This window comes from Amycolatopsis sp. NPDC051106 (assembly GCF_040682775.1).
In the GTDB taxonomy this organism is placed as follows: domain Bacteria; phylum Actinomycetota; class Actinomycetes; order Mycobacteriales; family Pseudonocardiaceae; genus Amycolatopsis.
This window is the reverse complement of the sequence record NZ_JBFBBQ010000054.1, coordinates 24,994-51,658: the sequence shown is the minus strand read 5'-3', so window position 1 is coordinate 51,658 and position 26,665 is coordinate 24,994. Positions and strand designations below refer to the sequence as shown.

The 26,665-nt window shown below is 71.2% G+C and carries 21 protein-coding genes; 11 read left to right on the top strand and 10 right to left on the bottom strand.

The genetic code is table 11. From position 1 onward, the window contains the following. Window positions 1–30: 30 nt before the first annotated feature. Complete coding sequence (locus AB0M83_RS32325; protein ID WP_364522690.1) at window positions 31–1,110, top strand: GNAT family N-acetyltransferase; 1,080 nt, start codon at window positions 31–33, stop codon at window positions 1,108–1,110. Between the two features lie 7 nt (window positions 1,111–1,117). On the opposite strand, the gene def is transcribed toward AB0M83_RS32325, so the two are convergent. The 5 genes from def to pdxA are packed head-to-tail and all read right to left on the bottom strand — an operon-like array spanning window position 1,118 to window position 9,383. After that, window positions 1,118–1,618 (bottom strand): peptide deformylase, encoded by a 501-nt coding sequence (def, locus tag AB0M83_RS32320; RefSeq protein WP_364522688.1) that lies wholly within the window; start codon window positions 1,616–1,618, stop codon window positions 1,118–1,120. Between the two features lie 36 nt (window positions 1,619–1,654). Continuing rightward, the gene (locus tag AB0M83_RS32315; RefSeq protein WP_364522686.1) at window positions 1,655–6,313 is read right to left on the bottom strand and encodes a DEAD/DEAH box helicase; all 4,659 of its coding nucleotides are present in this window, start codon (window positions 6,311–6,313) and stop codon (window positions 1,655–1,657) included. Then, the gene (locus tag AB0M83_RS32310) at window positions 6,294–7,094 is read right to left on the bottom strand and encodes a DeoR/GlpR family DNA-binding transcription regulator (protein ID WP_364522684.1); all 801 of its coding nucleotides are present in this window, start codon (window positions 7,092–7,094) and stop codon (window positions 6,294–6,296) included. Before AB0M83_RS32310 ends, AB0M83_RS32315 begins: the two co-directional genes overlap by 20 nt. Continuing rightward, window positions 7,066–8,361: an MFS transporter gene (locus AB0M83_RS32305; RefSeq protein WP_364522682.1), complete on the bottom strand. Its 1,296-nt coding sequence runs from the start codon at window positions 8,359–8,361 to the stop codon at window positions 7,066–7,068. Before AB0M83_RS32305 ends, AB0M83_RS32310 begins: the two co-directional genes overlap by 29 nt. Then, entirely contained in the window at window positions 8,358–9,383 is a 1,026-nt protein-coding gene (gene pdxA, locus AB0M83_RS32300) for a 4-hydroxythreonine-4-phosphate dehydrogenase PdxA (RefSeq protein WP_364522680.1), read from the bottom strand. Before pdxA ends, AB0M83_RS32305 begins: the two co-directional genes overlap by 4 nt. Window positions 9,384–9,703: 320 nt before the next feature. Here pdxA and AB0M83_RS32295 point away from each other — a divergent pair, with 320 nt between their 5' ends. The 4 genes from AB0M83_RS32295 to AB0M83_RS32280 all read left to right on the top strand — a co-directional run bounded on the left by AB0M83_RS32295 (window position 9,704) and on the right by AB0M83_RS32280 (window position 13,866). Continuing rightward, a complete protein-coding gene (locus tag AB0M83_RS32295; RefSeq protein WP_364522721.1) occupies window positions 9,704–11,539 on the top strand; it encodes an Hsp70 family protein in 1,836 nt (611 codons plus the stop codon). Window positions 11,540–11,640: 101 nt separating this feature from the next. Then, on the top strand, window positions 11,641–11,835 hold the full coding sequence (locus AB0M83_RS32290; RefSeq protein WP_364522678.1) for a DUF3046 domain-containing protein: 195 nt from the start codon (window positions 11,641–11,643) through the stop codon (window positions 11,833–11,835). Between the two features lie 236 nt (window positions 11,836–12,071). Further along, entirely contained in the window at window positions 12,072–13,118 is a 1,047-nt protein-coding gene (gene recA / locus AB0M83_RS32285) for a recombinase RecA (protein ID WP_364522676.1), read from the top strand. Window positions 13,119–13,338: 220 nt separating this feature from the next. After that, a complete protein-coding gene (locus tag AB0M83_RS32280; protein WP_364522719.1) occupies window positions 13,339–13,866 on the top strand; it encodes a regulatory protein RecX in 528 nt (175 codons plus the stop codon). Between the two features lie 72 nt (window positions 13,867–13,938). Here AB0M83_RS32280 and AB0M83_RS32275 read toward each other — a convergent pair whose 3' ends face one another. The 4 genes from AB0M83_RS32275 to edd all read right to left on the bottom strand — a co-directional run bounded on the left by AB0M83_RS32275 (window position 13,939) and on the right by edd (window position 19,961). Further along, window positions 13,939–15,201 carry an MFS transporter gene (locus AB0M83_RS32275; RefSeq protein ID WP_364522674.1) on the bottom strand — a complete coding sequence of 421 codons (1,263 nt, stop codon included), beginning with the start codon at window positions 15,199–15,201 and terminating at the stop codon, window positions 13,939–13,941. 19 nt (window positions 15,202–15,220) lie between these two features. Then, window positions 15,221–17,188, bottom strand: a complete 1,968-nt coding sequence (locus AB0M83_RS32270) for a PEP/pyruvate-binding domain-containing protein (RefSeq protein WP_364522672.1) — start codon at window positions 17,186–17,188, stop codon at window positions 15,221–15,223. A gap of 215 nt (window positions 17,189–17,403) precedes the next feature. Then, window positions 17,404–18,009, bottom strand: a complete 606-nt coding sequence (gene eda / locus AB0M83_RS32265; protein ID WP_364522670.1) for a bifunctional 4-hydroxy-2-oxoglutarate aldolase/2-dehydro-3-deoxy-phosphogluconate aldolase — start codon at window positions 18,007–18,009, stop codon at window positions 17,404–17,406. Then, window positions 18,006–19,961, bottom strand: coding sequence for a phosphogluconate dehydratase (gene edd, locus AB0M83_RS32260; protein WP_364522668.1), 1,956 nt, complete (start codon window positions 19,959–19,961; stop codon window positions 18,006–18,008). The genes eda and edd overlap by 4 nt, the downstream gene beginning before the upstream one ends. 252 nt (window positions 19,962–20,213) lie before the next feature. On the opposite strand from edd, the gene AB0M83_RS32255 reads away from it, so the two are divergent. From AB0M83_RS32255 to AB0M83_RS32230, 6 genes are all read left to right on the top strand, one after another. Then, complete coding sequence (locus AB0M83_RS32255; protein ID WP_364522666.1) at window positions 20,214–20,501, top strand: hypothetical protein; 288 nt, start codon at window positions 20,214–20,216, stop codon at window positions 20,499–20,501. Beyond that, window positions 20,498–21,322, top strand: coding sequence for a hypothetical protein (locus AB0M83_RS32250; protein ID WP_364522664.1), 825 nt, complete (start codon window positions 20,498–20,500; stop codon window positions 21,320–21,322). The genes AB0M83_RS32255 and AB0M83_RS32250 overlap by 4 nt, the downstream gene beginning before the upstream one ends. Before the next feature lie 60 nt (window positions 21,323–21,382). Continuing rightward, window positions 21,383–23,299 (top strand): fumarate reductase/succinate dehydrogenase flavoprotein subunit, encoded by a 1,917-nt coding sequence (locus AB0M83_RS32245; RefSeq protein ID WP_364522662.1) that lies wholly within the window; start codon window positions 21,383–21,385, stop codon window positions 23,297–23,299. Then, complete coding sequence (locus tag AB0M83_RS32240) at window positions 23,296–24,048, top strand: succinate dehydrogenase/fumarate reductase iron-sulfur subunit (RefSeq protein ID WP_364522660.1); 753 nt, start codon at window positions 23,296–23,298, stop codon at window positions 24,046–24,048. Before AB0M83_RS32245 ends, AB0M83_RS32240 begins: the two co-directional genes overlap by 4 nt. A gap of 77 nt (window positions 24,049–24,125) precedes the next feature. Then, the gene (locus AB0M83_RS32235) at window positions 24,126–24,650 is read left to right on the top strand and encodes a GNAT family N-acetyltransferase (protein WP_364522658.1); all 525 of its coding nucleotides are present in this window, start codon (window positions 24,126–24,128) and stop codon (window positions 24,648–24,650) included. Continuing rightward, complete coding sequence (locus AB0M83_RS32230) at window positions 24,647–25,771, top strand: amidohydrolase family protein (RefSeq protein ID WP_364522656.1); 1,125 nt, start codon at window positions 24,647–24,649, stop codon at window positions 25,769–25,771. The genes AB0M83_RS32235 and AB0M83_RS32230 overlap by 4 nt, the downstream gene beginning before the upstream one ends. Here the strand turns inward: AB0M83_RS32230 and AB0M83_RS32225 are convergent. Then, window positions 25,758–26,609 carry a helix-turn-helix transcriptional regulator gene (locus AB0M83_RS32225; RefSeq protein WP_364522654.1) on the bottom strand — a complete coding sequence of 284 codons (852 nt, stop codon included), beginning with the start codon at window positions 26,607–26,609 and terminating at the stop codon, window positions 25,758–25,760. The two genes, AB0M83_RS32230 and AB0M83_RS32225, sit on opposite strands and share 14 nt — an antisense overlap. Between the last annotated feature and the right edge of the window lie 56 nt (window positions 26,610–26,665).

Here is a 26,665-nt window from a genome sequence, read left to right as displayed (position 1 = left end):
CGGCAACAACCGCGCGGGACCGTGGAGGACATGGAGACCTCCAGAGCGTTGCCCCAGGCCGGCCCGGCGGCCGCCGTCGAGGTGGCGGACACGCCGTCCGCGTGGCGGGTCCGGATCCGGATGCACGACCACCCCGGCACCCTCGCCCGCATCGCGATCCGGCTCGCCGACCTCGAGTGCAACATCCTCGGCCTGGCCGTGCTGCCCGTGCCCGGCGGCGTGCTCGACGAGATCGTCCTGCGCCCGGCGACCGGCCTGCCCCGGCGGCACCTGGCCGACGCCATCCGCGCCGAGGGCTGCGAGTGCACGGCGATCATCGACGCCGACGTCCACGAGCTGGTCGACCCGGCGTCGTCGACGCTGCTCGCGGCCCGCCGCGCGGTCGACGACCCGGCCCGCCTCGCCGACGTGCTGAAGGACGTGCTGGCCGCGGACGTGGTCACCCGCGTCCCCACGGCCGAGGCGAACCCGGCCCGCACCGAGAGCGGGCACCGGGCGGTGTTCGCGCTGGGCGATGGAGACGCGCTGGTGGCGCGGCGCCAGTGGGCGCCATTCGTGCAGCTGGAGCTCACCCGCGCCGAAGCGCTGGTCACGTTGCTGACCGCGGCGGCCCGGAACGCCGCGGGCCCGGTGGTGCTGAACCGCCCGGACGGCGCGGCGATCGTCCTGCGCAAGGGCGTTCCCGCCGACGCCGAAGCGGTAGCCGACCTGCACCGCCGCTGCTCGACGGCGACGCTCTTCCGGCGCTACCACACGGGAGTCCGGACGGTTCCGCGCCGCTGGCTGCACCGGCTGCTGGTGCCACCGCGCGGCACGAGCGTGCTCGCGGTCTTCGGCCGCGAGGTGATCGGCCTGGCCCAGCTGATCCCGTCCGCGACGGGCGGCGCCGAGATCTCCCTGCTGGTGGAGGACGACTGGCAGCGCCAGGGCATCGGCACGGCCCTGCTGTCCAGGGTGGCGGCGCTGGCGGAAACTCAGGGCATCACGGAGCTGAGGGCGGACTGCCTTTCGGGCGACGACGTGTTGCCCCGTACGGCGGCCCGGGCGGGGCTGCGCACGGAACGCTCCCTCGAGGAGGGCACCCAGCTGCGGATGTTCCTGCCGGCTTGAGGCCTGGTCAGCGCTTCCAGAACCAGTCCTTGTCGCGTGCTTCGCGCAGGGCCGTCTTCTTGCGCTCGGCCGTGAGGCGGTCGAGGTAGAGCACGCCGTCGAGGTGGTCGGTTTCGTGCTGGAGGCACTGGGCCAGCACGTCCTCGCCTTCGACCTCGATCGGCTCGTTGTGGATGTCGACGCCTCGCACCTTCGCGTGCTTGGCCCGCTTCGTCGGGAACCACAGCTCCGGCACCGACAGGCAGCCCTCGTCGATCTCGTGCGTCTCCTCGGACAGCTCCACGATCTCCGGGTTGACGACGTACCCGGCGAGCCCGGCGACGTCGTAGCTGAAGATGCGCAGCCCGACCCCGATCTGCGGCGCGGCCAGCCCGGCGCGCCCGGCCGGCTTCACCGAGTCGACCAGGTCCCGCACGAGCGCCTCGAGCTTCTCGTCGAACACGGTGACCGGGTCGCAGACGGACTTGAGGATCGGGTCCCCGAAATAGCGCAGCTCGCGCATGGCCATGAGCAGAACATCCTTCGTGCGTGTCGGACTGGCAGCTTAGGCCCGGAGGCGCAGACCCGAGGGCGTGGCCCGGAAACCGGCCTCCCGCAGCACCTCCGCCAGCTCGGACGTCAGCGCCTGCTCGCCGTCCGCGCGCTGGACCGCCAGCTGGCCCAGCCAGCCCTCCCGGACCGCGGCCGACAGCGCCTGCGCGGCGTCCGCCAGGGGTTGCCGTTCCTCGGTGAAGCTCAGCAGTGACCTTCCTCCTCGCTCGACGTACAGCGCCGGAACTCCGTCCACCAGCACCGCCAGCGCCCCGGCCTTGCGGGCCGGACGGTGCTTGGTGTCGCCCGTCGCGGCCGGCCAGGGGAGCGCCGCGCCGTACGGCTGGGCCGGGTCCGCCGCCGCCAGCACCACCGCGCGGCCGGGCGCCGGACGGCCCGGACCCGACAGCGCGCGCAGCCGGTCCACCGCTCCCTTCGCCGCGAACTGGGCCGCGCCCAGCCCCTCCACGACGTAGCCGCGGATCACCTGGCCGGTGTCCTCCATGCCGCGCAGCACCTTGTAGATCCCCGAGAAGCCGCCGGTGACGCGTTCGGTGTCGAGCGCGCCGCGGGTCAGGACGCCGTGGCGCTCCAGGAACGCCTCCGTCCGCGCGTGGGCGCGCCGGGTCGCGTCGGTTTCGCGGGACGGTGTCAGCGCCCAGCGGCCGGCGACCGTCGGTGGTCCCGACCGCGACGGCATCTGCGGCCGCCCCGCCCGCAACCGCGCGTACCGGCCGCGGGGCGCCTGCCGCCGCGGCTTGTGCGCGCCGTGCCCGGCCACCTGGGCCCGCAGCGGTCCCAGCGTGTCGCCGGTGACCAGCCCGGCCCACACCAGGTCCCACAGCGCGGCCACGACTTCGGCGTCCCCCGGCGCCTTCTCCACCAGCACGGTCGCGCGGTCCACCAGCTGGCGGAAGAACAGCGCGCCACCCTCCAAAGTGGACAGGAGTGCGTCGTGCAGCGGGCCGGTCGGGATGTCCTCGACGACTTCCGGCAGCAGCAGGTCGGCGACGTCGGTGGGGGCGAGCGCGATCCAGCCGTCCCCGCCCGACAGCGCGCCGCAGCCCGCCCACGTGACCTCGCCCGCGGTCGTCAGTTCGTCCAGCAACGCGGGGGAGTAGCCCGGCAGCCGGCCGGGCAGGATCAGCGACTCCACCGCGCTCGCCGGCAACGGCGCCCCGGCGAGCTGCTCGACCACCGACAGCACGTCGTCGGCCGTCGGCGCGGCCCGGACGCGGCCGCCGAACCCGTGCCACGCCGGCAGGAACCGGCCCAGCGCCGCCGGCTCGACCGGCTCCACCTCGGCCCGCAGCTTCGCCAGCGACGCCCGACGCAGCCGCCGCAGCACCGCGGAGTCGCAGTACTCGACCCCCCCACCGTGGGTGTCCGGATGCCCGACGGGACTCAGCTCGCCGCGCACCAGGCGGCCTTCCCCGGTCATCCGGTCGAGGACGCCGGTGACGACCGCCATGCCCAGTCCGAACCGCGCCGCCACCGTCGCCGCGGCGAACGGCCCGCGGCTGCGGGCGTAGCGCGAGAGCAGGTCGCCGAGCGGGTCCGCGACCGGTTCGGTGAACGCCTCGGGCACCCCCACCGGCAGTGCGGTGCCCAGCGCGTCACGGACCCGGCCGGAGTCCTCGATCGCCAGGAACCGTTCCGTGCCGCCGATCCGCACCCGGATCGCCCGCCGCGCCGCCTCCAGTTCGGTGAGCCACTCCGCCTGGATCCCGCGTTCGGCGGCCTCTTCGACGGTCAGGTCGCCGAGGAAGCGCAACAGGTCGGCGGCGTCCTCCGCCGAGCGCGCGTGCCGGTCGGGGTCGAGCCGCTGCAGCGACCGCTCCACCTCACGCACGGCTTCCGGGTCGAGCAGTTCGCGGATCGCCTCGGTGCCCAGGAGCTCGGCCAGCAGCGCCGAATCCAGCGACAGCGCCGCCGCGCGCCGCTCGGCCAGCGGCGCGTCGGTCTCGTACAGGAACATCCCGACGTAGCCGAACAGCAGGCTGCGCGCGAACGGCGACGCCGCCGGCGTCTCGACCTCCACCAGCCGGACCTTGCGGGCCCGGACGTCGGCCATCAGCTCGCGCAGCCCGCTCACGTCGTAGACGTCCTGCAGGACCTCCCGCATCGCTTCGAGGACGACCGGGAACCGCTCGTACTTCGACGCGACCGACAGCAGCTGCGACGCGCGTTGCCGTTGCTGCCACAGGGGAGTGCGCCGCCGCGGGTCCCGGCGCGGCAGCAGCAGCGAGCGCGCCGCGCACTCGCGGAACCGCGCCGCGAACACGGCCGAACCGCCGACCTCCGCGACGATCAGCTGCTCGACCTCCTCGGGGTCGAGCAGGATGTCGTCCGCGCCGATCGTGACGTCGCCGCCCTCGGCGTCGAGCGCGTCCGGCAGCCGCAGCACGATGCCGTCGTCGGAGTGCGCGACCTGCGCGTCCACCCCGCGGTTCTCCCGCAACCGGGCCGCGATGGCCAGCGCCCACGGCGCGTTCACCTGCGCGCCGAACGGCGAATGCACGATGATCCGCCAGTCGCCCAGCTCGTCGCGGTAGCGCTCCAGCAGGATCGTCCGGTCGTTCGGCACGTGCCGGGTGGCCGCCTTCTGCTCGCTCAGGTACGCGAGGAGGTTGTCGCACGCCCGCTCGTCGAGCCCCGCCGCCGCGGCCCGTTCGCGGGCCTTCTGATCGTCCGCTGTGGACAGTTCGCGGACGAACTTCCCCAGCGCCCGGCCGAGTTCCAGCGGACGGCCCGGCGCGTCGCCCTTCCAGAACGGCATCCGCGCCGGTTCGCCGGGAGCCGGCACCACGATGACCCGGTCGTGCGTGATGTCGGTGATCCGCCACGACGACGTGCCGAGCAGGATGGTGTCGCCGACGCGCGACTCGTAGACCATCTCCTCGTCGAACTCGCCGACGCGCGAACCGGGCTTGTCGTCCCCGCCCGGGGTCATCACGGTGAACAGGCCGCGGTCGGGGATGGTGCCGCCGGAGGTGACGGCCAGCCGTTGCGAGCCGGGGCGCCCGCGCAGCTCGCCGGCGATGCGGTCCCAGGTGATCCGGGCCCGCAGCTCGCCGAACTCCTCGCTCGGGTACCGGCCGGCGAGCATGTCGAGCACCGCGTGCAGCGCGTCGTCCGGCAGCGACGCGAACGGTGCGGCCCGCCGCACCAGCGACGCCAGGTCCGGCACCGTCCACGGCTCGAGCGCCACCATCGCGACGACGTGCTGCGCCAGGACGTCCAGGGGGTTGCGCGGGTAGCGGACCGCCTCGATCGCGCCGCTCGCCATCCGTTCGGCGACCACCGCGCAGGAGACGAGGTCACCGCGGAACTTGGGGAACATCACCCCGGACGACACCGCGCCGACCTGGTGCCCGGCCCGGCCGACGCGCTGCAGCCCGGACGCCACCGTCGGCGGCGCTTCGATCTGGATCACCAGGTCGACCGCGCCCATGTCGATGCCCAGCTCCAGCGACGACGTCGCCACCACGCACGGCAGCCGCCCGGACTTGAGGTCCTCCTCGACGTGCGTGCGCTGCTCCCGCGACATCGACCCGTGGTGCGCCCGGGCGATCACCGGCGGCGCGCCGGTGCTCACCCCGGACTGCCCGATGGCTTCGGCCGGGAACGCGTCTTCGGGGGTGAGCTCGGTCTGCTCGGCGGCCAGCTCGTTCAGCCGCGCTGTCATCCGCTCGGTGAGCCGGCGGGAGTTGGCGAACACGATGGTCGAGCGGTGGGACCGGATCAGGCTCAGCACCCGCTCCTCCACCGCCGGCCAGATCGACGGCCGCTGCACGGGGTTGCCGGAGATCTCCTCCAGTGTGCCCAGCCCGCCGGGCGCGACCTCACCCGGTGGGAAAGCCTCGGTCATCGACTCCAGTTCGTCGAACGGGCTCGGCGCCGGGCCGCGCGGGGCGTCGAGGTTGCTCATGTCCTCGACCGGGACCTCGACCCGCACCTCGATGGTCTTCGCCAGCTTCGGCTGGACCACCCGCACCGGGCGGCCGCCGGCCAGGAACGCGCTCACCTCGTCGACCGGGCGGACCGTCGCCGAGAGGCCGATCCGCTGCGCCGGCTTCGGCAGCAGCGAATCCAGCCGTTCCAGCGAAAGTGCGAGGTGCGCGCCGCGCTTGCCGCCGGCGACCGCGTGGACCTCGTCGACGATCACGGTCTCGACGCCGCGCAGCGACTCCCGCGCCGACGACGTGAGGATCAGGAACAGCGATTCCGGCGTGGTCACCAGGACGTCCGGCGGGGTCTTGCCGAACGAGCGGCGCTCGGCCGCGGTGGTGTCGCCGGTGCGCATGCCGACTTCGATCTCCGGTACCGGGAGCCCGAGCCGCCGCGAGGCCTGCGAGATGCCGGCGAGCGGGGCGCGCAGGTTCCGCTGGACGTCGACGGCGAGCGCCTTCAGCGGGGAGACGTAGAGGATCCGGCAGCGTTTCGTGGCCTCCGCGGGCGGTGGCTCCACCGACAGCCGGTCCAGCGCCCAGAGGAACGCCGACAGCGTCTTGCCGGAGCCGGTCGGCGCGACGACGAGGGCGTGCTCGCCCGCGTGCGCCGCCCGCCAGGCTCCTTCCTGCGCCGCGGTCGGCGCGGCGAAGGCCCCCGCGAACCAGTCGCGGGTCGCGGGGGAGAAGAGGTCGAGCACGTCAGTTGCCACGTCGTCCATGATGCGCGGCACCACCGACAGTTTCGGGATCGCTCGCCAGGATCACGCTCTGGGCGAACTGCGGATAGGTGACGTCGACCTTCGGTTCGTCGGTGATCAACCGGTACTCGCGGTCGAGCGGTGCCCAATACGAAAAGGGCGCCTGGCCCAGCTTGGAGTGGTCGGCCAGCACGTACGCTTCGCCGCCGGCGTGCAGCATCGCGTGCTTGACGACCGACTGCTCGAGTGAGGGGCAGCACAGGCCCCGATCGGCCACCAGGCCGTCCGCGCCCAGGAACACCCGATCGGGTGAGATGTGTCGCAGCTGGGCCAGCACGCTCTCGCCGAGGATCGCTTCGTCGGGGTGCCGCAGCCGGCCGCCGAGGACGATCAGGTCGATCCCGGCGAAGCCCGCCAGCTCACGGATGGCGTTGACGCCGTTCGTGACGACGGTCAGCCCCTCGCGGTGGGCGAGGTGGCGGGCGAGCCTGCCCGTGGTCGTGCCGGCGTCGAGCAGCACGACCTCGCCGTCGCGCACCAGCGCGGCGGCTTCCCGGGCGATGGCGTCCTTCGCCGCCGCGTGCTCGCGGTCCTTCTCGAGCGGGCCGCGTTCGGTGTCGAGCGCGCCGCCGTAGGTGCGGACCACGTGCCCGGCTCCGGCGAGCGAGGCGAGGTCGCGGCGGATCGTCGACTCCGAGACACCGAACTCCTCGGCCAGTTCCGCGATGCTGCCCGAGCCGTCGCGGACGGCTTCCAGGAGCATCGCGCGCCGGTCACGGGTGCCTGGTCGCGGCTGGGACATGCGCCGAGTCTTCCACGACGGACGGTTTCAGCCCGAAGAACGCCAGCCCGGCGGCCACGGCGAGGAACGCGGCCAGGACGACGAAGCCGGTGGTCGCGCTGCCGGTGACGTCGGTGAGCCAGCCGACCAGGTAGGGCCCGGCGAACCCGCCGAGGTTGCCCAGCGCGTTGATCAGGCCCATCGCCACGGCCACGACCTCGATGCCGAGGATCCGGCTGGGGATGGCCCAGAACGGCCCGTACGGCATGTAGACGCCGGTCGCGACGACGCAAAGCAGCGCCAGCTGCACCGCCGCCGGCCAGTGCACGAGGTTGCCGAGCAGCAGCCCGGCGATCGCGGCGACCAGGGGGACGGTGATCGCGAGCCGCCGGTTGCCGGTCCGGTCGGACCAGTGCGCGCACGTGACCATCCCCGCCAGCGCGAGGACGTACGGGATGGCCGACAGGAGGCCCACGGACGTCGCCGAGCCGCCCGTCATCGTCTTCACCACCGACGGCAGCCACAACGAGAAGCCGTAGAAGCCCGTCGTCCAGAAGAAGTAGACGCCGACCAGCAGCAGGACCTGCCGGTTCGCCAGCGCCTGCCGGTAACCCTGCTTCGCGAACGCCGGCTTCGCGTCTTCTTCGGCTTTCAGGGTGCTTTCGAGGTACTCGCGTTCTTCCGCGGAGATCCAGCGGGCCTGCGCCGGCCGGTCCGCCACCGCGAACCACCAGACGACCGCCCACAGCAGCGGCGGCAGGCCCTGGAGCACGAACACCCAGCGCCAGGACATGTGGTCGAGCATCAGCCCGGACAGCGGCGACATGATGATCGCCGAGATCGGCAGGCAGGTCATCCACAGCGCGTTCGCCCGGGCGCGTTCCGCCTGCGGGAACCACGACGCCAGCAGGATCAGCACGGCCGGCCAGACGCCGCCTTCGAACAGGCCGAGCAGCAGCCGCGCGAGGTGCAGCTGGGTCTCGTTCTGCACAAGTCCGCACAGGACGGCTGCGATCGCCCACGCGATCATCAGCACCAGCACCGTCTTGCGGGCACTCCACTTCACCGCCAGCACGGCCGCCGGGATCTGCAGGATCAGGTAGCCGAGGAAGAAGATGCCGCTCGCCAGCCCCTTCGCGCTGGCCGACAACGGGAAGTCGTCGCCGATGTAGGGCAGGATCACCGCGACGTTCGTGCGGTCGAGGTAGGCCAGCATGTACATGACCACCGCGACCGGGATGACGTACGCCCACCGCTTGCGGGGCACCCCCGCCGGCACCGCCGTCATCGGCTCGGTGGGTAGATGGCGGGCAGTTTCCGCGCGTACGGCGCCAGCGTCGCCGCCGCCTTGAACGCCGCGACCATCGTGCCGTGCGAGGCCCGGCCGGTGCCGGCGATGTCGAACGCCGTGCCGTGGTCGACCGACGTGCGCAGGATCGGCAGCCCGACCGTCACCGAGACCGTGCCGTCGAAGTCGTACGTCTTCGACGCGATGTGCCCTTGATCGTGGTAGAGCGAGAGCACGCCGTCGAACCGGCCCTGGATCCCTTGGTGGAACACCGAATCCGCGGGGATCGGGCCGACCACGTCCAGCCCGGCGACCCGCGCGGCGGCCACCGCGGGCGCGATCGCGATGATCTCCTCGTCGCCGAACTTGCCGTTCTCGCCGCCGTGCGGGTTCAACGCCGCCACGGCGAGTCTCGGTTTCTCCGTGCCGAACACCTCCAGCGCGGTGTACGCCTCGCGGATCGCGTGCTCGATGTTCTCCCGGGTGATCTGGTCGATCGCTTGGCGCAGCGAGAGGTGCCGGGTGGCGAAGAAGATCTTCAGGCCCGAGACCCAGAACATCGTGTTGAACCGGGTCGAGCCGGTCAGCTCGCCGAGCATCTCGGTGTGCCCGAGGTGCCGCGAGCCCGCCGCCCAGATCGCCTCCTTGTTGATCGGCGCGGTGACGACCGCGTCGACCTCGCCGGCCAGCGCGAGCCGGGTGGCCACTTCGATCGCGCCCACGGCGGCGGCGCCCGCGGTCGCGTTGACCTCGCCCCACGGCAGGTCTTCGCGGACGACGCCGAGGTTGAGGATGTCGATCACGCCCGTGGTGAAGCGCGCGTCGGCGACCGTGGCGATCGGGTTGATCTCCAGGTTCAGGCCGAGGTGCCGGACCAGGCGTTCCAGCACGATCGCGTCGCCGACCGCGACCCCGCGCGCCAGCTGCAGGGACTCGGGCTCGGCGAGCGTCTTGAGGGTGATCTCGGGGCCGATGCCGACGGGGTCGCCGAGGGTGACGGCGAGGATGGGGAGGTCGCTCACGGATTCTTCCTTCCGGTGGCCGGCACGTGGTTCAGGTCTTCCAGGCAGCCGACTGTGCCTCGGGTCGGGGGCTTGCCCGCGCCGCCTGTGCGGCGTGTGGTGGCGAAGCGTGGCGGGTACCCAGGTTGATCAGCAGTGCGTCAACGCTTTCTTGCGCGATCTGCGCAACTCGGATGACCGAACTGCGCAACTATCGTGCACCGTGATCACCGCCGAAGTCAAGGAGCGGCGACTTTCGCGGGTCCGCACGCACGGTGACCGCGCGCATGGCAGCATCACGGCGAACGCCGTCAAGGCGGGTTTTCGTGAAGGGGAGTGCAGTGCGGATCCTGTCGGTGGACCTCGGGACGTCCAACACCGTCGCCGTCCTTTCGGCGCACGGCATGCCGCCCCGGGTCGTCGAGGTGGACGGCTCGGCCAACATGCCGTCGGCGGTGTTCGCGACCGAAGAGGGCACGATCATGGTCGGCCGTGACGCCGAGCGCCGCGCCCGCCTCGACCCGACGCGCTTCGAGCCGAACCCCAAGCGCCGCATCGACGAACAGACCCTGCTGCTCGGTACCGACGTCGTCCCGGTGACCGACGCGCTGGCCGCCATCCTGCGCCGCGTGCTCGAAGAAACCTCCCGCCAGCTCGGCGGCGAGCAGCCCGACGAGGTCCGGCTGACCCACCCCGCGCAGTGGGGCCAGACCCGCCGCAACGTCCTGATGTCCGCCGCCCGGCTCGCCGGGATGGGCCAGAACATCCTGCTGGTGCCCGAACCCGTCGCCGCGGCGGCGCACTTCGCGTCGTTCCCCGGCAAGTCGCTGGCCCCCGGCCAGGCGCTCGCGGTCTACGACCTCGGGGCGGGCACCTTCGACGTCGCCGTCGTCGGCGCCACGCAGAACGGGTTCACCGTGCTCGCCGAGGACGGCCTGCCCGACCTCGGCGGCCTCGACGTCGACCAGGCGCTGATGGTGCACGTCGGGCGCGAGGTCTCGCACTCCGACCCGCAGCGCTGGCAGCGGCTGCTGCGCCCCGAGTCCACCGGCGACCGGCGCACCCGGCGCGCGCTGCAGGAGGACGTCAAGGCGGCCAAGGAGGCGCTGTCGCGGCACCCGCAGACCGAGGTGCCGATGCCCGAGCCGTTCAAGGACGTCCTCGTCACGCGCGGCGAGCTGGAAGGTCTGGTCCGGCCGGCGATGCTGCGCAGCGTCGAACTGCTCTCGCGGACGCTGCGCTCGTCCGGGCTGACCCCGGACCGGCTCGCGGGCATCTACCTCGTCGGCGGGTCGAGCCGGCTGCCGCTGGTCGGCACGATGATCGCGGAGAAGCTCGGCGTCGTGCCGGGCAGCCTCGATCAGCCGGAGACCGCCGTCGCGCTCGGGGCGCAGCACGTCGCCCGCGACGGCCTGGGGATGCGCACGCAGAACGTCGAAGGGGCGGTGGCCGCCGGTGCGCCGCACCGCCCGCAGTACGCGCTCCCGCCGCAGTACCCGGCCTACGCGCCGGCGAACTTCCCGCCCAGCGGCCCGCAGCCGGTGCCGTCGAACTTTCCCGCGTACTCGCCCGCCGCCGCCGCGGAGAAGGCGGCGCCCCAGGGGAAGAAGAAGCTGCTCATCGGCATCGCGGTCGCGGTCGTCGTGGTGCTCGCGGCCGGGCTGACCTTCTTCCTGACGTCGTCGTCCTCGACGACCACCTACACCGCCGACCAGTGCAAGACACCGGGCCAGGCGGACGACAAGGGCCTCACCGGCTGCCTGCGCCAGCTCGCCGGGAAGATCGCCGACACCGGCGACTGCAAACCGGGCATGGGCAACGGCCCGGCGGCGCCGGCGGAGAACCTCGGGGTGGCCTCGACCTGCTCCGCGCCGGGCCGGGCGGGCACGCAGGTCACCTACGTCCAAGGCACGAGCGCCGACACGCTCAAGCAGTACACGGACGGCCTGCTCACCTCGGCGGGCGGCGACCGCACCGAGGCCGACTGGGGCGGCAACGGGCTCAAGGGCCACTACTCGTCGGCCGCGGGCAGGACGGCGGCGGTGCTCGTGTTCACGGTGTCGGACCGGCCGCTCGCCGGGTTCATCTACCAGCTGAACTCGAGCGACCAGGCCGAGGCGACGACGCCGGACACGTTGGCCAACTACTTCGAGGCGAGCGTCCAGCCTGGTGGGTAGGTAGGGGCCGTCAGGGAGGTTCCGGCCTGCGTCGAGCCAAGCTTCGGCGGCCCCGCGGGTAGCGAACGGACCGTTCGCGCCGTCCGGATAGAGTGGGTTCGATGCGGATCACGGTTTTTCGGCGGCTGATGGCCGAGGAGTTCGGCCCCGGGCGAGCCCAGGTGCTGGCCAGGGACCACGTGCTCAGCGCGCTCGGCGGCCGCACGGTCGACCAGGCGCTGACCGCGGGAATTCCGGCCAAAGAGGTCTGGCGCGAGGTCTGCGACGCCTTCGACGTCCCGCCCGAACGGCGCTGACCTGGGCGGATGTGCGCGATCCTGACCCGGGCGGGCGAAAATCATAGCGCAAGGGTGTGTCGCTGCCGACCTCGAACAGGTGTTCGTCTAAGGTGTTGTCCACATCGGGTCCAGCGATCCACAGATTGGGCGCCGCGCCTGGAATTGTCGGACCCCGCCGCTAGCGTCGGACCGGACAGCTGAAGAACAGACACAGAGAGCCCTCGACGGGGCTCGGACCAGCGAGGTGGACTTCCATGCCTGCAGCACCCGACAAGGACAAGGCGCTCGAGCTCGCGCTCGCGCAGATCGACAAGCAGTACGGCAAGGGCTCGGTCATGCGCCTCGGCGAAGAGGGCCGCGCGCCCATCGCCGTGATCCCCACCGGGGCGATCGCCCTCGACGTCGCGCTCGGCATCGGTGGCCTGCCCCGCGGCCGGGTCATCGAGGTCTACGGCCCGGAGTCCTCCGGTAAGACCACGGTCGCCCTGCACGCGGTGGCGAACGCGCAGCGCAACGGCGGCATCGCGGCGTTCATCGACGCGGAGCACGCGCTGGACCCCGACTACGCCAAGAAGCTCGGCGTGGACACCGACGCGCTGCTCGTGTCCCAGCCGGACACCGGTGAGCAGGCGCTGGAGATCGCGGACATGCTGATCCGCTCCGGCGCGCTCGACATCCTGGTCATCGACTCCGTGGCCGCGCTCGTGCCGCGCGCCGAGATCGAGGGCGAGATGGGCGACTCGCACGTCGGCCTCCAGGCCCGCCTGATGAGCCAGGCGCTGCGCAAGATCACCGGTGCCATGAACAACTCCGGCACCACCGCGATCTTCATCAACCAGCTGCGCGAGAAGATCGGCGTCATGTTCGGCTCCCCGGAGACCACGACCGGTGGCAAGGCGCTGAAGTTCTACGCCTCGATCCGCCTCGACGTGCGCCGCATCGAGACGCTCAAGGACGGCGGCGAGCCGGTCGGCAACCGCACCCGCGTCAAGGTCGTGAAGAACAAGATGGCCCCGCCCTTCAAGCAGGCCGAGTTCGACATCCTGTACGGCCACGGCATCTCCCGTGAGGGTTCGCTCATCGACATGGGTGTCGACCAGGCGATCGTGCGCAAGTCCGGTGCCTGGTACACCTACGAGGGCGACCAGCTCGGCCAGGGCAAGGAGAACGCGCGGAAGTTCCTGCGCGAAAACCCGGACATCGCCAACGAGATCGAGAAGCGGATCAAGGAGAAGCTCGGCATCGGCGCGCAGGTCGACGCCGAAGCCGTCGAAGCCGTGCCGGCGCCGGTCGACTTCTGAGGGGCGTAGGGATTGGGTGAGGTGTGCTGCGGGATTGGGTGAGGTGTGCTCGCGGAGTGCGCTCGCCCTGATCCCTTCGCCGTGTCTCCCGGGGGTCGAACCCCCGGACCCCCGCCAGGGGGCAAGCCCCCTGGACCCCCGGTGTGGTCGCGTTGTGTGGTGACGCGCGGCTTGGGTTCGTGAAGAACGAGGAGTAGTTCAGGTGGCGAGGGCGCCGAAGATTCCGCCGGCCGAGCTGCCTCCCGAGGAGCGGTACAAGAAGGCCAAGGAGATCTGTTACGACCTCCTGGCCGTGCGTGCGCGAACTCAGGAGGAGCTCCGGCAGGCCCTGCACCGCAAAGGATTCGACGAGGAGACCAGCGAAACCCTGCTCGGCAAGCTCGACCGGGCAGGGCTGGTGAACGACGCGGAGTTCGCCGAGCTGTGGGTGAAGTCCCGGCACGAGACCCAGGGGCTGTCCCGCACCGCGCTCCTGGCCGAACTGCGGCGCAAGGGCGTCGACGACGAAGTCGCGGCGCAGGCGGCCGGTGAGGTCGATCGCGAGTCCGAGGAGCAGATGGCCAGGGAACTGGTCCGCAAGCGCCTCGGGTCGCTGGGCAACGTCGACGAGCAGACGGCGCTGCGTCGCCTGCTCGGCTTCCTGGCCCGCAAGGGCTACCCCCAGGGGCTGGCGTACACGGTGATCAAGGAGGAACTCCGCGAGTACGGCGCGGAGTCCGCCCTCCTCGACGACGCCTACATCGACTGACCCCGAGCGACAAACCTGGCCCGGGTCACCGCGGCGAAGGCCGCGAAAAGCGCTGTGTGCCGGCCGCGTTCGTCAGGCGGAGTTCGCGGACACCGCCTCCCGGGCCACCGACCGCCGGCGGTCCGAGCGGTGCTTGCGGACCGTCAGCAACAACACCGCCAGCAACCCCATCACCACGCACGTGACCACCGCCGACAGCACCAGGAACTCGTTCAGCTGCCCGGCCGCCAGGTACGCGCCCAAGGCCACCGCCACCAGGGCGCACACCGCGCGGTCCACGATGGACTCCATCGACAGCAGCGTCGCGCGGTAGCGGGAGTCCGGGATCGAGTCGTTCAGCAGCTGCTTCTGCACCGGGAACGAGATTCCCGTGGCCACCGCGAAGACGCACAACACCAGCACTGTCGGGAAGGAGCCCACGAACACGATCACGCCGAGGCAGAGCGCCATCACGATCGTCAGCGTGAACACCGTCCCCACCGGGCCGATCGCCCGGCGGAGCCGGTGTGGGCGGGCCGCGCCCAGGGCCTCGAAGACCGTCATCGCGGCCAGCACCGCGCCGTACCAGTTCACCGACAGCGACTTCGACTCCAGGATCGGCTGGAACAGGTTCACCTGACAGATCCTGACCAGCGTGAACATCGCGATGCCCTGCACCATCAGCAGCATCAGCCACCGGGACGAGCGCAGCGCCGACAGCGCGCCACCGACGCCCGCGACCAGTGAGGCCGTTTTACCGGCCACCCGGCGGCCGCCGGGGATCGCGGGGAGCTTCAACGCGAACGCCAGCGCCACCGCCGCGTTGATCGCCGTCAGCCAGTACGGGGACGGCAGGTTCCACGCCATCAGCAGGCCGATCACCGGCCAGTACACGATCTTGCCGATCAGGCTGTACGCGCGGCCGACGCCTTCCACTCGCAGATAGTGTTCCCCTGAGCCGGAGGCGTGCAGGTACTCGTACAGGTACGCGCTCTGCGCGCCGGACACCAGTGAGCGTGCCAAGGCGATCAGGATGAAATGCACCAGGAACCCGGTGTACGAGCCGAGGAGCACCGGCACCAGGTTCGCCGCCACCAGCACGCCGGCGCCGGCCGCCAGCGAAGTGCGGTAGTCGAACCGGTCGGCGATCATCCCGGTCGGGATCTCCAGCAGGCAGAACACGATGTAGTAGATGCTCTGGATGCCGAAGATCTCGCCGTCGGACAGGCCGGCGAGCTTCTGGTACTGGTAGAAGATCGGCACCCACAGCAGCAGGCCGAAGAAGAACTGGAACCCGTAGGTCAGCCGCACGGTGCGGCGGACGGTGGGGTTCGCGGGCAGGCGAAGGCCCAGCATGGTCGTGTCTCCCGGAAGATCAAACAGAATACGGACGCAGCTGCACGAGGTGGAGGTGCTCGCCGTCGGCGAGCCACTCGACGTCCACCGGCGAGCCGAACGTGTAGTCGGGCGAGAAGTGCCCCTGCAGCAGACGGCCGGCGATGGCGAGCCGCTGCAGCTGGTCGTGCGCCCGCGAGTCGAGGTCCGACGTGGCGTCGCCGAGCGACACCGTGCGGCCGCCGCCCTCGACCGTCGAGTACAGGTACTGCATGGGCAGCGCCGAACCGTCGACGACGTCGGTCACGCGAGGCGACACGTTGACGTACACCGTGCGGAAGTCCGCGCGGTTCATCGGGTTCGTCGTCACCAGCACGCCGCCGAAGTCCGCCGCGACCTGCTCCTGGATCACCACGCCCATGTAGCACTCGTCGAGGGAGATGCCGGCCTGCCGCCGCAGCCGGACGCTGCGCACCGACACCAGCGAAGCCCAGACTTCCTTGACACTGGCGAAGATCCGTTCAGCTGTGGTGACGTGGTTGAGCGACTCGTAGATCCCGGCCGCCGAGAAGCCCGCCAGGTCTTCGGCGTTCGACGAACTGCGCACCACGAACGTCCGCACGCCGGCCAGCTGCGACACCAGCGCGGAGTCGATTTCCCCGGCCAGCGCGCCCGGCATCCGCGCCGACCGGATCAGGCTCTGCAGCTCGACGCACAGCGGCTCGATCTCCCGCGCGTCCAGTTCCAGCGCCATCTTCAGCTTGCCGATCGCCTGCTGGATCCGCGGCGACGACTCCAGGAACCGCCGCTGCAGCGAGAACGGCAGCGCGATGCCGCGGGGCACGCGGACGTGGTCGTCAAGCAGCCGGCGGGCCGCGGCGCCCAGATCAGCGTCAAGAGGGACGTCCAGCAGCCGGGCCAGGTACGGCAGCAGGTTCTCCCGCGGCGGCCGCGGCACCTGGTAGAAGCCGAGCAGCCGCTGCGACCCGTGCGCCAGCACGTGGTGCAGCTCGCCGAGGTTGGCCGCCTTGGTGCCGTAGCGGTACCGGTCGGCCGCGCGCAGCCGTGCCAGGTTCACGATCGAGCTGCGTTCGGACTCCGGTTCCTCCAACGTGACGCGCTGGGCGTACCACTTCGGCGGCTCGGCCGAAGCCGGCTCGGCGATCTCCCGCAGCGAGAGCCCCTGAGCGTCCACTGTGTACTCGACCCACTTGCCGTCCAGCCCGCGGCGGTCGATGTCGGCCAGCGCGCCGAGCTGGACGGCGTTCGGGATCTGCCACCCGGTGGCGAGGACGTTGGTGTGCGACAACGGTGTCGTGTGCCGGGCGTTGACGATGCCCGACAGCCGCGGGATGTCGTCGGGCACGCGGTCCATCACGATGATGTCCGACCAGTCCAGCGTGGCGGCCCGGTATTCGGCCTCGCCGCGGAACGCGCGCAGCCGGCCCGTGGCCGTGCCGGGGTTCAGCGCGACGAACGGTGCCGTCGAGAACAGCTCGTGCGCGAACACGCGGGGCAGCTCGCCCGGCGGGATCTCCCGGACGATCCGCTCCTGCAGCTGGTTGGCCGGCTTGAACACCAGCGGCAGCGCCGGGTCGACGTACCGCGCGACGAAGGCGTGGAACTCGCGGATCAGCGCGGCCGGCATGGTGTCGACCTCGACCGTCTCCAGCGAGAGCATCTGCGGGTGCCGGGCCAGGATGCCGAGCAGGAACCGGCGGTCCGGCGCGTGGTAGAAGTCCTGGTTGTAGGTGTCGATCTCGGCGCGCACCCGTTCCCCGGGGACGCCGAGGATCTCTTCCCCGATATAGATCGCGTGAAAGGAATGGCGCGCGTCGTTCAGGAAGTGGATCACCGCGTTTTCGCGGTCCACCACGACCTTGACGAAGGAATAGCCGCCGAGGGTGCCGCCCAGCTGGTGGAGGGCGGACAGCGAAAGGCGTTCGCCGACGAGTGCGGCGACGTTCTCGGGGGCAGGACTGGGGGCGACCACATCGGTCAGGGACACCGGATCTCCTCGCTCGAAACAGCGAGGGGGAACGATAACAGGCCGGTAAATCACCCACTGGCGCCGCGAATGCTCCATTCAGTGGCACGGCCGGGCCATTCATGACCGCCGCCACACCCGCTCGGAGCACCGTTCCAGAAAGCTGGAACGGTGCTCCCGGAATGCGGACGCGCATTCGGCCGTTCGGGCGCGGCGATGACGCGGGGTGATCTCCGCTACAGCTGCGCGGCTTCCGCGGCCAGCTTCTCGATCGTCGCGACGTCGAGCGAGGACGTCAGCCACGAGCCGCCGATGCAGCCGACGTTCGGCAGCGCCAGGTACGAAGGCGCCGAGGCCACCGTGATCCCGCCCGTCGGGCAGAACCTGAGCGAAGGCAACGGGCCCGCGATCGACTTCAGGAACGCGACCCCGCCGGACGCCTCCGCCGGGAAGAACTTCATCGCCGTGAGCCCGCGTTCGGCCAGCCGCATCGCCTCCGACACCGTGCTCGCGCCGGGCAGGAACGGCAGCCCGGTCTCGAAGCACGCGTCGAGGACTGCGTCGGTGCAGCCCGGCGTCACGAGGAACTTCGCGCCCGCGTCGGCGGCCTGCTTCGCGTGCTCGGGCGCGGTGACGGTGCCGGCGCCGACGACGATGTCCGGCACCTCGGCCGCGACGCGCTCGATCGCGGACAGCGCTGCCGGGGTGCGCAGGGTCAGCTCGATGACCCCGATCCCGCCGGCGAGCAGGGCCCGGGCCGTGGGCACGGCGTCGGCGGCGTCGTCGATCACCACGACGGGCATCACGGGGGACAGCTCGAGCAGGTCCTGACCGGTGGTCACTGACCGACCTCCTGGGTTTCCAGAGCGGGCATTCCATGTTCCCTGGGGCCAAGCCCCAGACCCCGGCCGGGGGGCAAGCCCCCCTGGACCCCCGAAAGGACGCCGAGGTGCTCCGGCGTCAAGCCGCCGAACACCGAAGCGCCCTGGTCGGCGGGGCCGACGGCACGGCGCAACGGGGCGAACAGCTCTCGGCCGGTGCCGGTCCAGGATGCTTCGGACGGCGGCGAGTCCACAAGCTCACGCAGGGCGAGTTCTTCGTCACCGACCAGCACGTCGAGTGAGCCCGTGGACGCGTCGAGCCGGATGACGTCGCCGTCCGCGACGCGGGCGATCGGGCCGCCCGCCGCGGCTTCCGGCGTCACCTGGATGGCCGCCGGGATCTTGCCCGACGCGCCCGACATCCGGCCGTCGGTGAGCAACGCCACGGCGTGCCCGCGGTCCATCAGCACGCCCAGCGCGGGGGTGAGGCCGTGCAGCTCCGGCATGCCGTTCGCCCGCGGGCCCTGCTGCCGGATCACCACGACGACGTCGCGGTCCAGCTCGCCCGCTTCGAACGCGGCCGTGAACGCCTCCTGGGTGGTGAACACCCGGGCCGGCGCCTGCACGACCCGGTGCTCGGGCGCCACCGCGGACACCTTGACGACCGCGCGGCCCAGGTTGCCCTCGACCATCCGCAACCCGCCGTCCGCGGCGAAGGGCCGCCACGCCGGGCGCAGCACCTCTTCGTCGAGGCTGCGGGTGGGCACGTCGCGCCAGACCAGCTCGCCGTCGGACAGAATCGGTTCGGCCCGGTAGCGGTGCAGGCCGAACCCGGCCACGGTGTGCACGTCCTCGTGCAGGAGCCCGGCGTCGAGCAGCGTGCCGACCAGGAACTGGATTCCGCCGGCAGCGTGGAAGTGGTTGATGTCGGCGCTGCCGTTCGGGTAGACCCGCGCCAGCAGCGGCACGACGGCCGAGAGGTCGGAGAAGTCGTCCCAGGTCAGCTGGATGCCCGCGGCCGCGGCGATCGCGACCAGGTGCATCGTGTGGTTGGTCGAGCCGCCCGTGGCGAGCAGCGCGATCACGCCGTTGACGAACGCCTTCTCGTCGAGGATCCGCGAGACCGGCGTGTACTCCTCGCCCCGCGAGATCGCGACGACGCGCCGGCCGGCCTCTTCGGTCAGCGCGCGGCGCAGGGCCGAGCCGGGCTGGACGAAGCTGGCGCCGGGCAGGTGCAGGCCCATCACCTCGACGACCATCTGGTTGGAGTTGGCCGTGCCGTAGAAGGTGCAGGTGCCGGCCGAGTGGTACGACGCCGCTTCGGCGTCGAGGAGGTCTTCGCGGGTCGCGAGGCCCTCGGCGTACAGCTGGCGGACGCGGGCCTTCTCCTTGTTCGGCAGCCCGGAGTTCATCGGCCCGGCGGGCACCAGAATCGCCGGCAGGTGCCCGAACGAGAGCGCGCCGATCAGCAGGCCGGGCACGATCTTGTCGCAGACGCCCAGCAGCAGCGACGCGTCGAACATGTCGTGCGACAGCGCGATCGCCGTCGACATCGCGATGACCTCGCGGCTGAACAGGGACAGCTCCATGCCCGCGCGGCCCTGGGTGATGCCGTCGCACATGGCCGGGACGCCGCCGGCGAACTGGGCGACACCTCCGGCGGAGCGCACCGACTTCTTCAGCCAGGCCGGGTACTCCTGCATCGGCTGGTGCGCCGAGAGCATGTCGTTGTAGGAAGACACGATCGCGACGCCGGGGGCGCGCGCGGCCCGCAGCGCCTCCTTGTCGACGCCGTCCATGGCGGCGAAGCCGTGGGCGAGGTTGCTGCAGGCGAGACCGCGGCGGACCGGGCCTTCCGCGTGCGCGGCGGCCGTGCGGTCGAGGTGAGCAGTGCGCGTCGCGGCACTGCGCGCGGCGATGCGGGCGGTGACTTCGGCGACGACTGGGTGCAGCGTGGTGGGAGTGGGGCTCATGTCCGGCTCCGGATCACTGGTGTGTGGTGGTCCGCGGGACGGCAGCGCTGGCGCCTCTGGGTCGTGACACTGGCCACAATACCTCGCGAAAACGCCGAATCAAAATCGATTCAGAAGATCGACCCGCGTGACCCCGATCACCCCCAGAGCCGTTAGTGTGCTAGTTGTCACACTGCACGACGCACGGTAAAGCCGTAGGGCGAGTGATCGCCCGCCCGGCTTCCGCCGGCCCCACCACACCCGGGAGGAATGATGTCCACCTCCGAGATCGCCGAGCTGCGGCGAACCATCGGCCAGCTCAGGCAGTGCGTCGGCGCACTGCGCTCGCGTTACGGCGACGCTTCGGCGGTCCGCCGGCTCGCCAACGACGTGGAGCGCCTCGACATCGACACCGCGGACCTCGACGGCACGCCGCTCGCGGTGCCGGCCCAGGCGAAGGCCGCGGAGCGTGTCCAAGTTCCCGACACGCCCTACGACCCGGCGCTCTGGCACGGCGCCGATGACGAAGGCGTCGGCGGCTACCAGCGCGACCAGCGGTGAGCGCTCCCGCTGACAACGGCGTCGGCACCGGCGTCCGGGCCCCCAAGCGGGCCCGGATCGCCGAGCGCACCCTCCGCACGGACCGGTGGTGGCTCCAGCCGCTGCTGACCGTGCTCGGACTGTCGGCGTTCATCATCTACGCGACGGTCCGGTCGTTCGTGCGCACCGCGTACTGGGTGCCCGACTACCACTACCTGACGCCGTTCTACTCACCCTGCCTGTCGACGTCCTGCGTCGAGGGCTCGAGCCACTTCGGCCACTGGTTCGGCGACCTGCCCGGGTTCATCCCGCTCGGGTTCGTCGTGCTGCCGTTCCTGCTCGGGTTCCGCCTGACGTGCTACTACTACCGCAAGGCCTACTACCGGGCCGTCTGGTTCTCCCCGCCCGCCTGCGCGGTCGCGGAACCGCACGCGAAGTACACCGGCGAGACCCGGCTGCCGCTCATCATCCAGAACGTCCACCGCTACTTCTTCTACGTCGCGCTGATCGTTTCGCTGGTCAACACCTACGACGCGATCACGGCGTTCCACGGGAAGACCGGCGGCTTCGGCTTCGGGCTGGGCAACATCGTCCTGCTCGGCAACGTGATCCTGCTGTGGGCGTACACGCTTTCCTGCCACTCGTGCCGGCACGTGACCGGGGGCAGGCTGAAGCACTTCTCCAAGCACCCGGTGCGGTACTGGATCTGGACGCAGGTCACGAAGCTCAACACCCGCCACATGGCGCTGGCCTGGACGACGCTCGGCACGCTGGTGCTGACCGACTTCTACGTCATGCTCGTGGCCAGTGGAGCCATCGCGGACCTGAGATTCGTCAACTAGCGCATCCCCGACAGTGCTCCCCAAAAACGGACGTCCCCAGTTCCGAGGTGGAATTCTTCTATGACCGAGGTCGAACGCCACAGCTACGACGTGGTGGTGATCGGGGCCGGCGGCGCCGGTCTGCGCGCCGTGATCGAAGCCCGCGAGCGCGGTTTCCGCGTGGCCGTCGTGTGCAAGTCCCTGTTCGGCAAGGCCCACACGGTGATGGCCGAGGGCGGGTGCGCGGCGTCGATGGGCAACGCGAACTCGAACGACAACTGGCAGGTCCACTTCCGCGACACCATGCGCGGCGGGAAGTTCCTCAACAACTGGCGGATGGCCGAGCTGCACGCCAAGGAGGCCCCCGACCGCGTCTGGGAGCTGGAGACCTACGGCGCGCTGTTCGACCGCACCGCCGACGGCCGGATCAGCCAGCGCAACTTCGGCGGGCACACCTACCCGCGGCTGGCGCACGTCGGTGACCGGACCGGGCTCGAGCTGATCCGCACGATGCAGCAGAAGATCGTTTCGCTGCAGCAGGAGGACTTCGCCGAAACCGGGGACTACGAGGCGAAGATCAAGGTCTTCGCCGAGTGCACGGTCACCGAGCTGCTCACCACCGACGGGAAGATCGCCGGCGCGTTCGGCTACTGGCGCGAGAGCGGCCGGTTCATCCTGTTCGAGGCGCCCGCGGTCGTGCTCGCCACCGGCGGCATCGGCAAGTCGTTCAAGGTGACGTCGAACTCGTGGGAGTACACCGGGGACGGCCACGCGCTGGCCCTGCGCGCGGGCGCGAAGCTGATCAACATGGAGTTCGTCCAGTTCCATCCGACCGGGATGGTCTGGCCGCCGAGCGTCAAGGGCATCCTCGTCACCGAGGGCGTGCGCGGCGACGGCGGCGTGCTCAAGAACTCCGACGGCAAGCGGTTCATGTTCGAGTACGTGCCCGAGGTCTTCAAGGGCCAGTACGCCGAAAGCGAAGAGGAAGCCGACCGCTGGTACGCCGACGCGGACAACAACCGGCGCACGCCGGACCTGCTGCCCCGCGACGAGGTCGCCCGCGCGATCAACTCCGAGGTCAAGGAGGGGCGCGGCTCTCCGCACGGCGGCGTCTTCCTCGACATCGCCAGCCGGCTGCCGACCGAGGAGATCAAGAAGCGGCTGCCGTCGATGTACCACCAGTTCAAGGAGCTGGCGGACGTCGACATCACGGCTGAGCCGATGGAGGTCGGCCCGACCTGCCACTACGTCATGGGTGGCATCGAGGTCGACCCGGACACGGCCGCGGCGAGCGTGCCCGGCCTGTTCGCGGCCGGCGAATGCTCGGGCGGCATGCACGGGTCCAACCGGCTCGGCGGCAACTCGCTGTCGGACCTGCTGGTGTTCGGCCGCCGCGCGGGACTCGGCGCCGCCGAGTACGTGCTCGGCCTCGACGGCCGGCCCGCGGTCGCGCAGTCCGATGTGGACTCGGCGGCGAAGATGGCGCTCGCGCCGTTCGACCCGCCCGAGGGCGCGACAGCCGAGAACCCGTACACCCTGCACACCGAGCTGCAGCAGTCGATGAACGACTTGGTCGGCATCATCCGCAAGGCCGGAGAGATCGAGCAGGCGCTGGAGAAGCTGGGCGAGCTGCGGCAGCGGATCCTGCGCGTCACGGTCGAAGGGCACCGGCAGTTCAACCCCGGCTGGCACCTCGCGATCGACCTGCGCAACATGCTGATGGTCAGCGAGTGCGTCGCGAAGGCCGCCTTGACGCGGACCGAGAGCCGCGGCGGGCACACGCGGGACGACTTCCCGGGCATGGACGCCGAGTGGCGGCACAAGCTGCTGGTGTGCTCGTCGTCGCCGGGCGACAACCCCGTCGTCCCGGACATCGACGTCGTGGTGAAGGAGCAGGTCCCGCTGCGGCAGGACCTGCTGGAGCTGTTCGAGTTCGGCGAGCTCGGGAAGTACTACACCGACGATGAGCTCGAAGCGCACCCCGGGAGCAAGGCATGAGCTACAAGGCGAGCTTCCGCGTCTGGCGCGGCGACGACACCGGCGGCGGGCTGCAGGACTTCACGGTGGAGGTGAACGAGGGCGAGGTCGTCCTCGACATCATCCACCGGCTGCAGGCCACCCAGGCGTCGGACCTCGCCGTGCGGTGGAACTGCAAGGCGGGCAAGTGCGGCTCGTGCTCGGCGGAGATCAACGGCAAGCCGCGGCTGCTGTGCATGACGCGGATGTCGACGTTCACCGAGGAAGAGGTGATCACGGTGACGCCGATGCGGACGTTCCCGGTGATCCGCGACCTCGTCACCGACGTGTCGTTCAACTACACGAAGGCGCGGGAGATCCCGTCGTTCACCCCGCCCGCGGACCTGAAGCCCGGTGAGTACCGGATGCAGCAGGTGGACGTCGAGCGGTCGCAGGAGTTCCGGAAGTGCATCGAGTGCTTCCTGTGCCAGAACACCTGCCACGTCGTGCGCGACCACGAGGAGAACAAGGAGTCCTTCGCCGGGCCGCGGTACCTGATGCGCATCGCCGAGCTGGAGATGCACCCGCTCGACGTCGCGGACCGCCGTGATGCGGCGCAGGACGAGCACGGCCTCGGCTACTGCAACATCACCAAGTGCTGCAGCGAGGTCTGCCCGGAAGGCATCCACATCACCGACAACGCGCTCATCCCGATGAAGGAGCGCGTCGCCGACCGCAAGTACGACCCCATCGTGTGGCTGGGCAACAAGCTCTTCCGCCGGGACAAGTAGGACTTTTCCCTCGACGCTCGCGAACCGCGCCCAAGCCGGTTCGCGAGCGTCTTTTTCGCCCGTGCCAGAGTGGGGGCATGGAGATCGAGCTGCTGCCGCCGTCCGCCGGCGCCGCGGTGATCGCGCGGATCACCGCGCTGGTCAACCAGGTCTACGCCGAGTCCGACAAGGGGCTGTGGCGGGGGAGCATCGATCGGACGTCGGTCGACGAGGTCGCGGGGTTCGTCCGGGCGGGGGAGATCGCCGTCGCTCTCGTGGACGGTGACCTCGCCGGCTCGGTCCGGCTTCGGCGGCTCGACGCTGCGACCGGCGAGTTCGGCATGCTCGCGGCCGACCCCGCGCGGCGCGGGCTCGGCATCGGACGCGAGCTGGTCGCCTTCGCCGAGCGGGCGAGCCGGGACGCGGGTTGCCGCGAAATGCAGCTGGAACTGCTCGTGCCGCGCGAGTGGACGCATCCGGCGAAGCAGTTCCTCGCCGAGTGGTACGACCGGCTCGGCTACCGCGTGACACGCCGCGCCGACCTCGCCGAGGACTACCCGCACCTCGTGCCGTCGCTGGCCACGCCGTGCGATTTCCTCGGCTACCGCAAGGAACTCGCGTGACACTGCTCGCCGGCGCGCGCGTGTTCGACCCGGAGACCGGCGAGACGACCCGCGCGGACGTACGGCTGGACGGCTCGCGGATCGCCGAGGTCGGGCCGGGCCTCGACGGCGACGAGCGCGTCGACTGTTCCGGCGGGCTGCTGATCCCGGGGCTCATCGACTGCCACGTGCACGTCGCGTTCCGGCGGCCCGAGTCCTTGCCGCGCAGCGCGCGCATCCTCGAAGCCGTGCCGGTGCTGCGCCGGTTGCTGACGCGCGGAATCACCACCGTGCGTGACGCCTGGGGCGCCGACGCCGGCTTCAAGCACGCCCTGCGGGAAGGCTGGATCACGGGACCGGATCTGCTGGTCAGCCTGCGTCAGCTGGGGCCGACCGGCGGGCTCGGCGACGTCTGGGACCCGGCCGCGGGCGCCGTCGACAACTACGGCGACCCGTCGCTGCCGGACCCGCTGTTCGACGGGCCGGACGCCGCCCGTGCCGCCGTCCGCCGGATGGTGCGCGCGGGCGCCGACTGGATCAAGGTCGGCGCGAGCGGGTCGATGCGCGCGGTCCGCGCCGGCGTGGACGTCCGCCCGACCGACGACGAGCTCGCCGCCGTGGTCGACGAGGCCGGCCGCTGCGGCCGCGATGTCCTGGCCCACGCGCACACCGCTTCGGCGGTGGTGTCGGCGGCCCGCGCCGGGGTGCGCAGCATCGAGCACGGCACCTTCCTCGACGACGACGCCGTCGCGGCCCTGGCGAACGCCTGGTACGTGCCGACGCTGTCGCCGATGAGCGACACCGAGTTCGCCGGCACGCACCGGCGTTCGCTGCGTCTCGCGGTGGAGGCGGGCGTCCGGATCGCCGCCGGGTCCGACCTCGCCCCGCGTCCCCATGTCGACTTGACGACCGAGCTGCGCCTGCTGGCCGAGGTCCTCGGCGACGCGGCGGCCCTCAAGGCAGCCACCTCGGAAGCGGCCCGCCTGCTCCGGCTCGACGACGACCGTGGCCGCCTCGAGCCGGGCCTGCGCGCGGACCTCGTCCTGCTCGACGGCACGCACCTGGACGTGACCGACCTGCCCGGCAGGATCCGCGCCGTCTGGCACGACGGCGACCGGGTCGGTGCACTCAATTCGCCATGAGATCGAACTCCTCGGCCAGCCGGACCAGGAACTCCCGGGATTCTCGTTCGGACAGGGCAGCCTGCTCCAGCCGGGTACGCAGGACGTAGAAGGCTTCGACCGCCACGCGTTCGTCGATGAACAACCCGGCGGTGAAGGTCTCTTCGTAGGCCACCGGTGGATGTTCGGCGAACTCGAGGATCGTGAACCGGCTGCCCACCAGGTGGTACGGCGGCGCGGACGCGGGGACGACCCGGATGGTGCAGTGCGGGAGGTTGGTGGCCAGCACCAGGTACTGCAGCTGTTCGTGCATCAGGGCCGGGTCGCGCAGGATCGATCTCAGGGTGTGCTCGTAGACGAAGTAGAGGCACTGCGGTGGGTTCCGGCGCTGCAGCAGCCGTTGCCGATCGATCCTCGCCTGGACGAGCAGCTTCAGCCGGTCCGTGGTGTACCGCCCGGACAGCTCGTAGACGGTCCGCACGTAGTCTTCGGTCTGGAGCATGCCGGGCAGGGCCATCGGGCTGTTCGAGATCACCGCCGTCGCCAGGTTTTCCTGGATGATGAGGGACTTCATCGGGTCGACGAGCCGGTCGAAGTACGGCCGCACCCAGTACAGCTCGCTCGGTGGCCCGGTCAGGTGCAGCAGCCGCTCGCGTTCGGCGGCCTCGGTTCCGCAGTGCGCGAGGTAGATGGCCGCGTCGATCGGCGAGATCCGGCGGCCGTTCTCCCAGCCGGACACCTTCGACGCCGACCAGTGGGCGCGCCGGGCCACCTCGCGCAGCGACATCTGCTTGGCCTCGCGCTGGGACTTCAGTTCGACGCCCATCTCCCGGGTGCGCACCGTGCTCTTTTCGGTCATGCCCGCACGCTAAAGGCAACCACCGACAAAACGGCCCGTGCCGCGCAGGGGTTCAC

Bases quoted from the DNA above. Each gene is read 5' to 3' on its own strand.
- AB0M83_RS32305 (WP_364522682.1), bottom strand. From the start codon at position 8,361: ATGACGGCGGTGCCGGCGGGGGTGCCCCGCAAGCGGTGGGCGTACGTC.
- AB0M83_RS32225 (WP_364522654.1), bottom strand. From the start codon at position 26,609: ATGACCGAAAAGAGCACGGTGCGCACCCGGGAGATGGGCGTCGAACTG.
- AB0M83_RS32240 (WP_364522660.1), top strand. From the start codon at position 23,296: ATGAGCTACAAGGCGAGCTTCCGCGTCTGGCGCGGCGACGACACCGGC.
- AB0M83_RS32290 (WP_364522678.1), top strand. From the start codon at position 11,641: ATGCGGATCACGGTTTTTCGGCGGCTGATGGCCGAGGAGTTCGGCCCC.
- AB0M83_RS32310 (WP_364522684.1), bottom strand. From the start codon at position 7,094: ATGTCCCAGCCGCGACCAGGCACCCGTGACCGGCGCGCGATGCTCCTG.
- AB0M83_RS32235 (WP_364522658.1), top strand. From the start codon at position 24,126: ATGGAGATCGAGCTGCTGCCGCCGTCCGCCGGCGCCGCGGTGATCGCG.
- edd (WP_364522668.1), bottom strand. From the start codon at position 19,961: ATGAGCCCCACTCCCACCACGCTGCACCCAGTCGTCGCCGAAGTCACC.
- AB0M83_RS32315 (WP_364522686.1), bottom strand. From the start codon at position 6,313: ATGGACGACGTGGCAACTGACGTGCTCGACCTCTTCTCCCCCGCGACC.
- recA (WP_364522676.1), top strand. From the start codon at position 12,072: ATGCCTGCAGCACCCGACAAGGACAAGGCGCTCGAGCTCGCGCTCGCG.
- AB0M83_RS32325 (WP_364522690.1), top strand. From the start codon at position 31: ATGGAGACCTCCAGAGCGTTGCCCCAGGCCGGCCCGGCGGCCGCCGTC.
- AB0M83_RS32275 (WP_364522674.1), bottom strand. From the start codon at position 15,201: ATGCTGGGCCTTCGCCTGCCCGCGAACCCCACCGTCCGCCGCACCGTG.
- def (WP_364522688.1), bottom strand. From the start codon at position 1,618: ATGGCCATGCGCGAGCTGCGCTATTTCGGGGACCCGATCCTCAAGTCC.
- AB0M83_RS32255 (WP_364522666.1), top strand. From the start codon at position 20,214: ATGTCCACCTCCGAGATCGCCGAGCTGCGGCGAACCATCGGCCAGCTC.
- AB0M83_RS32245 (WP_364522662.1), top strand. From the start codon at position 21,383: ATGACCGAGGTCGAACGCCACAGCTACGACGTGGTGGTGATCGGGGCC.